Annotated in this window: 10 protein-coding genes; 4 read left to right on the forward strand and 6 right to left on the reverse strand. The window is 64.3% G+C overall.

Translation table 11 applies throughout. The features are described 5' to 3' along the window. Window positions 1-140 precede the first annotated feature (140 nt). The 4 genes from E1267_RS26845 to E1267_RS45810 are packed head-to-tail and all read left to right on the forward strand — an operon-like array spanning window position 141 to window position 2905. Window positions 141-1544 carry a methyltransferase domain-containing protein gene (locus E1267_RS26845; protein ID WP_246064284.1) on the forward strand — a complete coding sequence of 468 codons (1404 nt, stop codon included), beginning with the start codon at window positions 141-143 and terminating at the stop codon, window positions 1542-1544. Then, complete coding sequence (locus tag E1267_RS46635; protein WP_246064285.1) at window positions 1508-1804, forward strand: class I SAM-dependent methyltransferase; 297 nt, start codon at window positions 1508-1510, stop codon at window positions 1802-1804. The genes E1267_RS26845 and E1267_RS46635 overlap by 37 nt, the downstream gene beginning before the upstream one ends. 4 nt (window positions 1805-1808) lie before the next feature. Further along, the gene (locus tag E1267_RS45805) at window positions 1809-2402 is read left to right on the forward strand and encodes a hypothetical protein (RefSeq protein WP_220449696.1); all 594 of its coding nucleotides are present in this window, start codon (window positions 1809-1811) and stop codon (window positions 2400-2402) included. Next, window positions 2285-2905 carry a hypothetical protein gene (locus tag E1267_RS45810; RefSeq protein WP_220449697.1) on the forward strand — a complete coding sequence of 207 codons (621 nt, stop codon included), beginning with the start codon at window positions 2285-2287 and terminating at the stop codon, window positions 2903-2905. Before E1267_RS45805 ends, E1267_RS45810 begins: the two co-directional genes overlap by 118 nt. 195 nt (window positions 2906-3100) lie before the next feature. Here the strand turns inward: E1267_RS45810 and E1267_RS26855 are convergent, their stop codons facing one another. The 6 genes from E1267_RS26855 to E1267_RS26880 form a co-directional block, all read right to left on the reverse strand. After that, complete coding sequence (locus E1267_RS26855; protein ID WP_132336194.1) at window positions 3101-4543, reverse strand: serine/threonine-protein kinase; 1443 nt, start codon at window positions 4541-4543, stop codon at window positions 3101-3103. A 12-nt stretch (window positions 4544-4555) separates the two neighbouring features. Then, window positions 4556-6364 carry an N-6 DNA methylase gene (locus E1267_RS26860; RefSeq protein ID WP_132336196.1) on the reverse strand — a complete coding sequence of 603 codons (1809 nt, stop codon included), beginning with the start codon at window positions 6362-6364 and terminating at the stop codon, window positions 4556-4558. Further along, window positions 6364-7080 (reverse strand): M48 family metallopeptidase, encoded by a 717-nt coding sequence (locus E1267_RS26865; protein ID WP_132336197.1) that lies wholly within the window; start codon window positions 7078-7080, stop codon window positions 6364-6366. The genes E1267_RS26860 and E1267_RS26865 overlap by 1 nt, the downstream gene beginning before the upstream one ends. 7 nt (window positions 7081-7087) lie before the next feature. Then, on the reverse strand, window positions 7088-10243 hold the full coding sequence (locus tag E1267_RS26870) for a type I restriction endonuclease subunit R (RefSeq protein WP_132336199.1): 3156 nt from the start codon (window positions 10241-10243) through the stop codon (window positions 7088-7090). 87 nt (window positions 10244-10330) lie between these two features. Then, window positions 10331-11542, reverse strand: coding sequence for a restriction endonuclease subunit S (locus tag E1267_RS26875; RefSeq protein WP_132336201.1), 1212 nt, complete (start codon window positions 11540-11542; stop codon window positions 10331-10333). After that, entirely contained in the window at window positions 11535-13979 is a 2445-nt protein-coding gene (locus E1267_RS26880; protein WP_132336203.1) for a type I restriction-modification system subunit M, read from the reverse strand. The genes E1267_RS26875 and E1267_RS26880 overlap by 8 nt, the downstream gene beginning before the upstream one ends. Between the last annotated feature and the right edge of the window lie 229 nt (window positions 13980-14208).

The raw sequence follows: 14208 nt of genomic DNA on the forward strand, positions 1-14208 counted from the left end.
CGCTTCGAAACGTGATCACCCGAAGCGTCGAGGGAGCCCCACCGAGACAAGAACGATCTCTCTCGGCGAGTCGCTCACCTGGCAAATTTCACAGAGCAGGTCTGGTCAGATCTTCGAAGCGCCATCAGCTGATCTCGACCATGAACCGGGCCGCCGGCCTCGACCCGTTCGAGATCGGCGACGTCTGGGCGAAGCTCGGCCTCCTACGGCCACCCGTCAGCCCGCCCACCGGCGTCGCGCGTGATGGTGCCGTTACGGCGATGCGGCGCCTGATGAACGCCGACGCCGCCCAACGACAGGACGCCGAGCCCGGCTGGACCGAGCGCGTCGCCGCATTCCACGAGGCCGGACGCCAGCTGAGGCAACTGGCTACCGATGGGCGGCTGACACGCGGCCTGCGCGCTGTTCTAGCCCACCACGCGATCTTCGCCTTCAACCGCGCAGGAGTATCCGCCGACGAGCAGGCCGCAACCGCATGGCTGGGGTTCCAAGTCGCCTTCGCCAGCAGGGAGAACGCCCACCTGTCTACCCGCCCGTCCACGTCCCCGGTATTCAACGTCACTCGAATGGAGACCACCTTGACCCCTGCCACCGACTCCGCCGACCTGCGCGAAGCACTCGTGACCTATCTCATCGACGGTGGCCACCTGCGCACGCCCGAAACCATCGCCGCCTTCCGGAACACCGAACGCGACCGGTTCCTCCTCAGTGTCGACCCTCAGACCGCGTACGTCGACGACGCCGTGCCCATCAAGCACGACGAGACAGGCGAAATGATCTCCTGCATCTCCGCACCTTCGATCGTCGCCACCCAGCTGGAGCAGCTGGGTGCCAGGCCCGGCCACAAGGTCCTGGAAGCCGGGGCCGCCACCGGCTACAACGCACGCCTGCTCGGAGAACTCGTTGCCCCCGGCGGCCACGTGTGGACCGTGGACGTCGACCAAGATCTCGTCGACCACGCCGCGAAGAACCTGGCGCAGACCGGCACCTCGAACGTGTCTGTGGTGCTGGGTGACGGCGCCGCAGGGCTCCCCGAACACGCCCCCTTCGACCGGATCCAGTTCACCGTCGGAACCGGCGACATCCCCGAGCGGGTCCTTGACCAACTCGCCCTCGACGGACGTCTGGTCATCCCGATGCGAATCCGCGGCAGCATCTCGCGATCCTTCGCCTTCGAACGCGATGGCCAAACCTGGAAGACCGTCTCGTGCGAGATGGCGACGTTCGTACCCCTGCGCAAGGGGATCTGCGACGAATCTACATCCTCGTGCCCATGGCCGGTGAGGGCAACGTCCGCCTGGAGACCTTCAGCGAGCAGGATGTTGACCGCGACGCTCTCCATACCGCTCTGGACCAGCCGCAGGTCAAGGTCTACTCGGGCGTTAAGTTCCGCCAGGGCGACCCCTGGCAGTGGTTGTACCTGTACCTGGCGTGCGTGCTTCCGAACGGTCTATCTCGCATGCCCGGGTCCCGCCCCGGATTCACCCCGCACTTCGGCTGGGGTTCCATGGCCGCGCTCGACGGTGACACCCTGGCCTACCTGACCGTGCGCGAAGGCGAGGACGAGCAGGGCAGGTTCTGGGAGATCGGCGTCATCGGCCACGGCCCGCACGCCACCGAGCTCGCCGACCAAGTCTCCACCGAGATCGGTGAGTGGGACCGCGGCTGGAGCAACAACGCCCCGGAGCCCAGCTTCCGCATGGCTGTAGGCGAGGCCCGCGACCAGCTGGCGGCCGCCGATTCACGCTTCGTCATCGACAAGACCTACAGCCGCCTCGTTGTCGACTGGCCGCGTACGAGCTGAGCCGATGATCCCCGCGATAGCCGACCGTATCCCATTGGTCCGCCGACCCAAGGCGCCTGGACTCCCCCTGGCCGAACGCATCACCCAACTGACCGAGTTGACCGCCGCGCCCGCTGGTGCGAGCCACCGCGATCTGGTGGCCCGCGCCAGCGGGGTCCTCAACTACGCCGCGCTGATCGCCTCCGACGTCGGGATGCCCGACTTGGCCGTGCAGTTGTGCTGGAGGCAGCACCAGATCTTCGCCGAAGCCGGCAACCTCACAGGGGACATCGCCGTGATGGCACTCATGCCGCTGGTGAACATTGCCCGGCAGCTGATCCGCGAAGGCGACGGCGCAGGCGCCTACGACCTGCTCAGGCGGCTGTACCACGCTGCCCAGCGGCGCGGTACAGCCGAAATCCGCAACCACAACGTCGATCTCTCGGTGTTGATCGGCACAGAGGCGGACCACCGGAAGGTTGCGAGGAGCTGTGGGTCGCCGTGCTTATCGACGGCGCCAGGGCCCTGGCGAGGGTCGGCCGCTGGACCGAAGCCGCCGAAACCATGGCCGCGCACCGCGGCGTCGGCAATCGTCTCCTCGACGGCCGCCAAATCCTGATCATGTCCCTGATGGAACGCGGCCTCGACCGGGAGGCTCGCGCAACAATCGAGTCCACCGCTCCCGCAGAACCGTGGGAGAACGCCATCGCGGCTCTCCTGCGCATCTACTGCTGGCCAGTAACGTCACCGGTGCCACAGCCTGAGCTGGAGCTTGCGCTGCAAGAGGCACTCGTGCTGATGACGCCGACTGACCCCGCTACCGCCGCGTTCCAGACCCGAGCCGGTCTGACCGCGCTCGACCTGGCCTATGACCGAACCAGCCCGTACATTCTCGTTCTGCAGGAGGCCATCGTCGACGTGGCCGCCCTCGACGCCTACGCCGCTCGCGATGTCCTGAACCATCGCTTGGTGCGTTCACGTCTGACCGGTGGGCAACGACAGAGTCTCGACGAGCTTCTACTCGCGTCAGGGCTCGGTGCCGGGAGACTCTCATCTGTCCACATGCAGGCTCTCACCGCGGCCGTGGACAAGGGCGAAGTGGCACTCCGCGAGCTTCTATGAGCCGGTCGCCAAATTTTTCGCGGCTCACTACGAATCCCACCACCGATGTCCTCCTAACGAGGGGCATCGAGACGTTCCCCGCCAGCCAGACCCCGGACTGGCCCTCACTCCGGCGTTCGCAGTCGGCAAGAAGTCTGGCGAGGCTGGCAGGTCAGGTCGGCAAACCCGGATGGCGTAGTCACGGGTCCGACCTGATCACGTCGAAGTGAGGAGTTCCCGAACGCGCTCTGTCGCAGCATGATCAGCGCCATAGATGCGCTCAAGATCGGATAGCAGCGCCGCGAGGGTGCGTCGTGCCCGATCCAAGAAGCGCGCGCTTAGCTCCAGCTCGCCGATCTGGCGTCGGAGTTCTAGCGCTTGCGGGTCATCCTCCGCTGGGACGTCGGCCACCAGCGCCGTCATGAGATGCAGTGCCAGATCAGTGTCCCCGAGGTGAGCGTGGCAGGTGGCCTCCTGGAGCCGGTAGTGGAAGGCCTGGCCTGGCTCGCTGGATGCCGCCAGCTCGCGATATCCCTGGGCAGCTCGATAGTAATCACCTGCCGCCATATATGCCTCGGCCAACTGTTCCCGCAGTCCAGGCGCGTCGGGCGTACGGGCGAGGGCATCCTCCAGCATCGACGTCGCTTCGCTGTACCGGGACTCCCGAATCAGCGTCTGCGCTTCGCGGCGAGCACGCCGTGCACCTCCCTGACTGAAATCATCCCGGACTTCCCCCGATTTCGTCGCTGACATCGACGGGCCTGTGATGGTGGTTCGGCTCAGCGCACGGGCGTACAGGAGCAAGGGACTCGCGAGGTGATCCGTCATGTCACCCAGCGGTTCGGTTCCGGAAAGGTACGGCGTGAGCCGCTCGTACACCTCGCGAACGCTGGCTGGCCTGTCGGCCGGGTCCTTCTCCACCATCGCCATGAGCAGCTCATCCAGCCCACGTGGGATGTCTGGCCGGTGCCGTCCGGCCGGCATCGGGGACGTGGTGATGTGCTGCGTCTTCACGCTGTGATCATTGGGACCGGTGAACAGCGGATGGCCGGTGGCCGCTTCGTAGAGTACGCACCCCAAGGCATAGATGTCGGCATGCACGGTGCCCCGCTTGCCTTCGACCTGCTCGGGAGACATGTATGCGGCAGTACCGAGCTGCTGCCCGGTCTGGGTGAGCGTGGTCATGTCCGCGTCATGCATGAACGCCAAGCCGAAGTCCAGAACCCGGATCGAGCCGTCTCGGCAGAGCATGAGATTGGACGGTTTCAGATCCCGGTGCAGGATGTCTTGCTCATGAGCGGCCTCGAGGACGGTCGCGATCTGGGCGCCGATGGACGCCACCCAGCCGATGGAGAGCGGCGCATGTTCGGCAATGACGTCGTGCAGGCCGTTACCTTCGATGAATTGCATGATCATGTAGTGGCTGCCGTTATCCGTCCCGAAGTCGTACAGCGCGGGAACGCCCGGGTGAGCCAAGCTGGAAAGCGCCTTGGCTTCCCGGGCGAACCTCTGATGCAGCTCCGCGTCCGGCAGAAGGACGAACTTGATCGCCACTCGCCGGGCGAGCACGATGTCGTCGGCTCCCCACACCTCGCCCATCCCGCCACGACCGAGTCGATACTGGTCAAGCCGATAACGACCGAGAAAGTGGGACACCATGCCTCCCGGGGGTCACTCCGGGATCAGACTCCCGTCGAGAAGCCCGTCAATCCCGGCAAGGACAAGATTATCGCTGATCTCCCGCAACGCTCTGGCCGTGTCCTCAAGCGCGAGAAGCTGAGCGAACGACTTTCCGTACCGGCGTTGTTCCTCGATCGACAGCCTGAGAAGTGACGCCCGCCGTGGGTCTCTCCTGACAGCCGAGCCATGACGGCTCCCCGTGGCGCCCTCGGCACGTAGACAACCAGCCAGAAAATAGGGGTCGAGACGCTCCGGATCCATTCGGAAAAGTAGCAGCTGCGATCCGAGTACGGCGCCTGCTTCGGTCATCACCCGGGGCAATGCGCCGCTGGAAAGGAGCAGGGAGGCGATCACATCGCCCTCCTCAATACGGACAAGTCCTGGAGCATCGTGGGTGCGGCCAGTGGGTTCTCGGTTGAGCAGGAGGTCCTTCGCCGTGAGTACGGGAAGGTCACCGTCTTTCGGGAGTCTGAGCGGACCTTGCATGATGGTGACGACTCCAGCCCGGGCCAGCTCGCCGAGGTTGGTCATGGCAAGATCTCGGCGAGGTTCTGCCGCGATCCGAGGAAGCCTGAGTTGCTTCACCACTGCTGACAAACGATCACTCATCGCGAGGTACCCGGAGGTGGGTTCCTGCGTCACTACTCGATGGCTCGTCGTCAGATCGACCTCTTCGTCGAGAAGGTCGATGATCCGCACCACCCGGCTGTTCTCCGGCAGCTCTCCGTTCTCGTAGTAGGCCCGCCATGCCGCCTCGGCCAGGGTTAGGTCCTCGCCCGCGTCGACCATCAACACGTCCGACGGCGGTTCCTCTCCCTCGGCAGGTTTGCGGAACACCCACAGGTCGGGCGGCCCGCTGGAGGCGGGAGCAGCGCCGGGAAAGAGGCTGATGATGGCTCGCAATGTTCCGGCCCTCAGCAGATTTCCTCGGATTCGCCGGCCGGGACGGCGATTGGCAGCCACACTCGGCATCATGATCACAACGAGCCCGCCCGGCCTCACATGCGCCAGGCAGTGTTGCACCCAGGCGAGTTCGGACTCACCGCGCGGCGGCAGGCCGAATTCCCAACGTGGATCGCTGGTCAGCTCATCGTAGCCCCAGCCGCGCTCGTTGAACGGCGGGTTGCAGACCACAGCGTCGAACTGAGTGCCTGCGAAGGCGTCGCCACGCAGCGAGTCACCGGCTTCGATCTGCGCCTCATAACCATGAAGGCGTAGCCGGACGCTGGTCAAACGTGCGGCGTTCTCGCTCAGTTCCTGGCCCGATACCCGGCTGCCATGGCTTTCCAGCAATAGGGTGCCAATTCCGCAGGCCGGATCGAGTACCGTGCCCCCCTCCGTGCCACCGATGGTGGTCATCAGCCTTGCCACCGCTGGTGGAGTGGCCAGCAGGCGCCGGGAATGGAGATCGACATAGCGCTCGCAGATCCCGTCGAACGCGGCGATCGTGCCCTCCGCTCGCCCGATCTCCTGAACCTCTCTGATCAGGGCGTCGTCAAGGTTGGCACTCTCCCCCAGCAATGCCGCGCCGACCTCGGCCACTACCTCACCTAGCCGTAGATCGTCAGTGCTGCTGCGCAGCCGCTGCCAGAGCCGCTCCAGGGGTGACACCTCGACATATCGGCCGTGGTCGCGGAGCCACTGTTCCACTTCGCTCAGCGAGAAGGCAGGACTTGAGGCGGTGCCACCCACAGGCTGGGGAAAGTCATCGAACCGCTTGCGCCAATTACTCACCGCGGCCCGGCCGACATCGGCCATCCGCGCGATGTCAACGGCGTTGACCAGGACGTCGTCTTGCATCAGAGCCCCTCCTCCGGCAACCAAAGCTCATGCCCGGCATGGCGGAGACGCTCGCGATAATCTTCATGTCCTGGCAGCGCCCGCTCTACGGCGCTCCAGAACTCGGCCCCGTGATCGGCCCTTCGAATATGCGCTAGCTCGTGGACGAGCACGTAGTCGATCAGGCTGGGCGGTAGTTGCATGGTGGCCCAGTGGATGTTGACCTGCCCGTCCCGCGAACACGATCCCCATCGGTAACCGAGCGGCCGGACGCGCAATCCGTTCACCTCAACACCGAGCCGGGTTGCCCAAGGACGTATTCGCTTGGACAACCAGGGGTGGCCGACCCGGCGATACCAGCCGACAAGTTCCTTGGCACTGCCTCCTCTGGGCAGTTCCAGACGACCTCGAACGAGCCGCACCTCACCCACGTCCACCAGTCGCAGGCGGTAGGAACGGCCCAGATAACGAAATCCCTCGCCTATGACGAACTCTTTCGCAGGTGGGGCGTCACCCAGATCTCGCTTCTGTGCAAGCTTGCCGTACAGCCAGGGTCTCTTGGCCTCCACCACCTTGGTCAGTTCGGACTTCGACAGCTGGCGTGGGACGACCGCGGTAATCGAGGCGTCCCGCTCGACGGTCAGGCGCACGCTCTTGCGCCGATCGCTCACCGAGACGGCGACCTCCAGGTCGCCGACTCGCAGGACTCCCGGTATTTCACTCACGGTCACCAGCATGCCAGGGTCAGGCTTTGGGGATCGTCGCGTGGTTGTTCTTGACGGCATCTCGGGCCTTGTCCGCCACCTTCTCCAACTGATGGACATCGCCGAGGTCAGCGGTCACAAGGATCTCGAAGATCTCGTCGCGAAAGTCGGCGACGTCGGGACGCTTGTCCCAGAAGCCGTGCCGGTGGATGGTCCGGCCAGCCAACCGGATGATGTCGCGGGTGGCCTTGACGAACCGTTGGTCTTCCAGGTCCGCGTCGGAGGTGGCCAGCTCCTGAAGCAGGACGCCGTAGAGAGCGAATTCGGCGGGGCTGAACTCGTGGGGGTTGTCCCGCCGGTCCTCCACCACGTCGGCCATCAGGTCCTTGAACGCCAGCAGCTGGGCGTCCCAGTCGTCCTTGAGCTCGGTCAGGATCTGTTCCAGTCGCTCGCTCAGCAGTTGGTAGCGGGCCGGGTCCTGGCCGGCGTTGACGGTGATGTGATGCCGGATAGCGTTCTCCATCTCCGACGCCTTGGCCCGTGAGCCGCCGGTCATCGCCTCTACCTTTTCGGCGAAGTTCGTCGCGGTCAGTGCGATGGGCGGCAGCTGCTGCTCGATGCCGAGCGAGGTGATGTGCTCGTCGATGAGCAGCTTGATCTTCTGTCCGTACGCGCCGGGGTCGAACTCGCCGCCGTCGACCCGGTATCGCCGGTTCGCGGTGAGCCTGATGACCGCGAAGTGCTTGGCGTCGGCCAGGTACGGGGTAGCCGCCGGGTCGGGCAGGACGGTGTTCACTGTCCGGGAGAAGCGGGCCAGCTCGACGCCGAACCGGTCGCGCAATTGTGGATCCGCTAGCTCCTGCACACAGCCTTCGAGGTCGGTGTAGTCGCGGAACATCATCCGGAGCCGCTGCCGGCGCGGCTCCAGCTTCCCGATCTCCGTCTTCAGGTCGCGCAGTGCGCCCGAGACGTCGTGGCTCTCGTCCGTCTCGAATTCCTCGTCGGCGTAGATACGCAGCGCCTCTACCAGGTTCTGGGCCACGCCGCGGTAGTCCACGACGTACCCAAAGGGCTTGTTCCCGGCCGTACGGTTCACCCGCGCCACGGCCTGGAGCAGGTCGTGCATCTCCAGCCTCCGGTCGAGGTACATCACCTGCTCGATCGGCGCGTCGAACCCCGTGAGCAGCATCGACTTCACGATGACGAAGGCGATGTCGTTCTCCCCGAAGGGCCGGGTGAAGCCCTCGATGCGGGTCTTCTGCTTGGCCTCGTCGGTCCACTCGGCGTAGCGGTCCTCGTGTTCGGTGTCTCCCTTGGAAATCACCGGCACGAAGTCCATCCGCTTCAACAGGTCGAGCTGCTTGTGGGCCTTCACGAGCTGTGCCTGGCGTGGCTTCAGCTCCTCGATGGTCCGGGTGAGCAGGTGCGGCGGGAGCTTCTCGATGTCGCGGACCAGCTCATCGCGGGCCTCCATGAGCGCTTCCCGATACCGTACGGTCGTCTCCCGGTCGTAGGCGACCACCTGCGCCTTGAAGCCCTCGGGCAGCACCTTGTCCACGTAGTGCCGGAGCATGTGCTTGGCCTTGACGTCGACCAGCTTCCGCGCCGCCGACACGTTGCCCTTGGTGGCCCAGCGGGCCTGCAGCTGCAGGCGTTCCTCGTCGGTCAGCTCCTCGAACTCCTCCTCGAAGAGCTCGTCCATGTCCTGGCCGTTCTGGAGCGCGCCCTTGACCTTGATGCCCTCGTAGAGGATCGGCACGATCACGCCGTCCTCCTCGGCTTCGCGGAGGCGGTAGGTGTCGATGAACGGCCCGAACAGCTCCACGCTGGTCTTCCGCTGTCCCCGCTTCTTCATGATCGGAGTGCCGGTGAAGCCGATCCGGGCGGCGTTCGCCATGGCCTGGCGGAGGTTGGCGCCAAGTGCGGCGGTGTGCGAGCGGTGCACCTCGTCGATCAGTACGACGATCGACTCGTCGGTGTTGATCTCACCCAGTTCCATGCGGTCCTTGAGCTGACCGCCCTGGTTCTTCTGGATCATCACGAAGACCAGCCCGGGGCCCTTGCGTCCGAGCAAGGTCTTAGCCCGTGCTGTGCTCTTGGCGACGTCCACCTTCTCGTTGCTCAGCGCCATCGTCTCGGTGAGCTGGTCCTGCAACTGAGTGCGGTCGGTGACCACCACGACCTTGTAGTGCGCCAGCCCGTCCAGCGACCTCAGCCGGCGTACCAGGAAGGTCATGGTCAGGCTCTTGCCCGACCCCTGGGTGTGCCAGATGATGCCACCACGCTGCCCCGGCTTGCCGGTCACCAGCCGCTCGACCGCGCGCTCGACCGCCCGGAACTGCTGGTACCGGGGGGCGACCTTGATGGTGACGCCCTCGTCGGTGGTCATGAACGTGACGAAGTTGTGGACGATGTTCAGCAGGTTGTCCGGCTTCAGCACGCCGGCGACCAGGATCTCCTGCTTGCTCAGCTGCTCTTCCGCCTTGCCCAGCCCGTCGGCGAGCTGCTTGTTCGTCATCGGGTACGGGTCACGCCACGGTACGTAGTGTTCGAGCTTGGCGGTCAACGTGCCGAGCCTAGCGTCCTCGCCGCTCGTCGCGACCGTCAGCTGCACCGGCCGGAACAGTCCGGTACGGCTGTCGCGATAGCGGCGAAGCTGAGTGACGGCCTTGTCCAGATTGCTCTCGGTGGTCTTCTTGCACTCGACGACGACCAGGGGGATGCCGTTCACGAAGAGCACGATGTCGGGGACGATCTGCTTGTGGCCGCCGGTGCCCGGGATGTCCACCCGGAACTGGTTGATCGCGATAAACTCGTTGTTGCGCGGATGGTTCTTCCAGTCGATGTAATGCACGGTCCGGGATTTGCCGGTCGCCGGATCTTCGATCGGAATTCCGTTGATCAACAGGTCGGTGACCTGCTTGTTGGCTTCCAGCAGGTTCGTCGTGGGGACCCGGGTGATGGCGTTGACCGCCTGGCTCACCTTGCGCTCGTCCAGCCAGGTGCCGTTGATGCGCTCGATAGCGTCACGCAACCTGTCTTCGAGAATCGTCTCGTCGAAGCTGGCCCGGTCCGACATCCTCGGGTTGAGCGGAATCACCGCCCCGTGCTCGGCTCCCGCCCGATGTTCCCAGCCCATGTCCTTGAGCTGTTCTATAAGCGGCTTCTCGACGAGCAGGTATTCGTAGTCGGTCACCGTCCGACTCCTCTCGCTAACTCCGCTAACAATGTCATCACCGGCAATCACCCAAACACCAGGACGGCTCGCTGCCGCCCCCTTGAGTTACAGACCTTCCAGTACGGCTTCCGCCGTCTCGACCCGCATCCGACCGGTCAGCAGGTCTTCCGCGAGCCCTTGTTTGAGAAGTGCGAGCTTGTCGCGCTCCCGTTTACGAAGCTCAATGCCCTCCTGGCTCGTATTTACGACTTTCAGGATCCGGTCCTGTTCGGCGAGCGATGGAATCGCTACAAGCAGGCGCTGAACTTCCGATCCGCTGATCTTTCCCATGCTCTCAGAGGTTCCCTGAGCAATCGCTTGAATTCGTCGGCGGATGTCGTCGCTACGGAGGTGCAGCTCCAGATATTCCGTGCGGCACGTCGGAAGTGGAATGAGCTTCATCATGAGGTCTGGATAAATGCACGGCATGCCAACATCTCGGTACACGCCGGCGAGTCCGACAAGCTCCCTGGTGTTCGCCCTGCTCATCAACAGGTCGCCGTCGTTGACCATCGCCGAGGCGTTGCGCCCATCTAGCACCGGCACGTTTTTAAGCTGCCGGGGTTGGAACCCTTGGGTTGTGAGGCAACCTAGACCCAATGCCACAAGGCCGGTCCACTCGTCTACTTCCTTCGGAGAGTAGCCATTCTTCGGCGGACGAGCCAGATGTGCACTCAATGGCATCATCTTGGCTTCCGCTGATTTCATTTGGGCCTCACTCAACCCATGATGACGAAAACCGAGCTTATCGAGCACCAGATCAATGGTCGAGATCTGCATGTCTAGAGCATCTAGGACCTCTACGATTCGCCGCTGTTCATGCTCAGGAGGTATATGAATCGGGATTTTTCCGAAATCTCGATAACGAACTGCGCCACGGCGGTCAACCGAAGCCTGCTCATGTACACGGTAGGCGGCCAGAAGGTCCGGAGACTTCAGAACCCGAAACAAATAAGGCGGATATACTCCTTCCACGCATGAAAACACTGTATAAATAGGGCTAATACAAGCGATATCGAAAGCTTCTTGAAGCCCGATCGAACCCTCCGCGAGGTGGTTGGTTGCATAAGCAAACCAGCCACGTCTGACAGCTTTGTAGCCCGCGAGATCGCTACTGTAGATGGTGCGACCTTTAAAATATTCGTCAGATGGGACAAGCCCACGATGCTTGGTTGATGACAGCACCGTGACGCTCTTACGCCCGCCGACCTTCTCCGTCTGCTCCTTGGTGATCTCGGCAAGACCAACGCGCCGCCAGCCATCGGGCAGATTACGCATAGCCCAACTCCTTCAGGTATATGTCGAGATGAGCAACAGTTGCCTCGCGTTGGGCCTCCAGGTCACGGAGAGTCAAGCCATACTTGGCCGCCCACATACGGAATGCATCCTCAAACAGCCGCCGGGTAGCTGCCGTTCGAGAATTCAAGCGGGACGAGAGCTGTAGTCGGAGCACGTCGAGAACGAGGTCACGGCGGTCGGCGTCGTCCAGGGCGCCCGCGGCCATGCGGAGGCGGGGGAGGAAGTGGTCCTCCAGCGCGCCAACCTTCTTCCTGGCGGCGGCCGTACGGGACTTGAGTGCTTTGAGCTCGGCCTCGGAGAGCTGGTCCTCGGCGGGCTCGTCGGCTTCCTCGTCGTCCTCCGAGGGCTTGGCGGTGGCGGCCTTGAGCTGGGCGTTCAGCTCGGCGTAGGCGGTCTCGGCCTCTTCGAGTTCGGCCAGGTAGTCGGGGATCAGCGCGGGGACGACTCGGTGGTCGCGGGCCTTGCGTTTCTCGGCGGTGACCTTCTGCTTGTCCCAGTACTCGACGTCCTCCTCGTCCAGGGCGAAGGCCGATTCGATGGTGGTGAGCCAGCCTTCCACCACGCCCTCGAAGCCGTTGAGGCCGAGGGTCTTGATGTCGTACTGGGCCTCGCCCCACCAGGCCGCCACGACGCCGGCCAGCTCGAACCGGTCGAGCTTGTTCAGGGGCAGCAGCTCGGTCACGAAGGAGTCGAGCAGGTCTGCGCGTACCTCCATCACCTTGCGCGTGCTGGGCAGCTCGACGAGGCGCTTGCTGTGGCGGCTCCACCACTCGTCGAAAGCTTCACGCAGCCGAGCCACGGCAGGCTCGGCGAGGGCGGGGAGGCGGGCGGCGGTGACCTGCCAGCCTTCGGGCAGGAAGTCGAAGTAGTCAGAGTCGCGCTCGGCGAACAGCGTCGCCGGGTCGATGCCGAACGCCCGGAAAAGCCCCGCCTTGGCCTCGACCTCGGGCTTGGGTACGCCGCCGTGCAGGTGGGCACGGACGTCCTGCGGCTCGGGCGGCGGGGTGTTGTCGACGTACCGGCGGATATTAAGGTTGAAGTCGTTCCCGCGAAGCTCTTCGACGTCGACGACCCGCGCGAACCCCGGGATGTCCTCATATGCCTCGTACGCCGCGACGATCTTCTCGGCGTGCTGCGGGTCGAGGTAGTTCTGGGCGCGGCCGGCGGTGAACTCGCGGTCGGCGTTGATGAAGAGCACCTTGCCGCGCCGCTCGGCTGGGCGCGGGTCAGTGCCGCGCAGGACGAGGACGCAGGCGGGGATGCCGGTGCCGTAGAAGAGGTTGGGGGCCAGGCCGATGACCGCCTCCAGGCGGTCGTCCTTGATGATGCCCTCGCGGATGTCCTTCTCCTTGCCGCCGCGGAACAGCACGCCGTGGGGCATGACGGTGGCCCCGATGCCGTCGGGGGTCAGCACCGCCAAGACGTGCTGGGCGAACATGAGGTCCGCCTTCTTCCCGGTCTCGGGCGCGTAGCCGTACTGGAAACGTTCTTTGTGCTTCATGTCGGCCGAGGAGTAGTTGAGGGAGAAGGGCGGATTGGTGAGCACCCGGTCGAAGCGCATCAGCTCGCCGCCCTTGAGGTGCCGGGGCTCGGCGAGGGTGTCGTCATTCTCCAGCTGGGCGTTGAGCACGCCGTGGAGGATCATGTTCATCTTCGACACCGCCCAGGTGCCGCCGTTGTACTCCTGCCCGGCCAGGGTCAGGTCACGCGAGTCGAGGCCGTGCTCGTCGATGTACTCCTTGGCGTGGATGAGCATGCCGCCCGAGCCAGCGCACGGGTCGTAAACGGCCATGCCCGGCCTGGGCTTGACCAGGCGCACCATCATGCGGACGACACCACGCGGCGTGTAGAACTCGCCGCCCTTCTTACCGGCGGAGTCGGCGAACTGGGCGATCAAGTATTCGTAGGCCGCGCCGAGCAGGTCGGGGAACTCGAAGTCCTCGTTGCGGAGCCGTACGCGGGAGAAGTGGTCGACGAGCTTCTGCAGCCGCTTGTCGGGGATCGTGGACTGGCCGACCTTGCGGGTGAAGTCGATGTGCTCTAGAACGCCTTCGAGGGCAGCGACGTTCTCTTCCTCCAGGGCACCGAGCGCCTTGTTGAGCATGTCGCCGACATTCTTCTTGCGCGAGTCGTTTCTGATGTGGCTCCAGCGGGCTACCGGGGGCACGTAGAACTTGTCACCGCGGTAGAAGCCGCGCACCTCAGCCAGTTGCTCGGCTTCCTCGCGGCTCTTGCCCTCGGCCATCCGCTTCTCGACGACCTCGCTGCGGACCACATCGAACTGGTCGGAGGCCCGCTTCAGGAAGAGCATCCCGAAGATGTACTCCTTGAACTCCGAGGCATCCATCTTGCCGCGGAGGATGTCGGCCGCGCCGAACAGGTGCCGCTCAAGCTGCGGCAACGTCAACTTCGCCACGTGGTGGCCTCTCTGGGTCGGTCGGTTCGCGTGAGGGGTGCCAGGGCCAGTCTCCCAGTGACCGGGAGTCCGCGCAGTTCGTCCGGCCTGCAGGTGCGGACGGTGTTTGTGGACCAGACGATAGAAGCCGTTCGACGTTTGCGTCAACACCTCAAAATTAGCCTGTGTACTGGCATCACGCTCAGCTATGCTCCTCGAAAGACGTCCAGACTGCTGCCAGTGCCACACC

Origin of the sequence: Nonomuraea longispora, assembly GCF_004348345.1 — a bacterium.
Taxonomy (GTDB): Bacteria; Actinomycetota; Actinomycetes; order Streptosporangiales; family Streptosporangiaceae; genus Nonomuraea; species Nonomuraea longispora.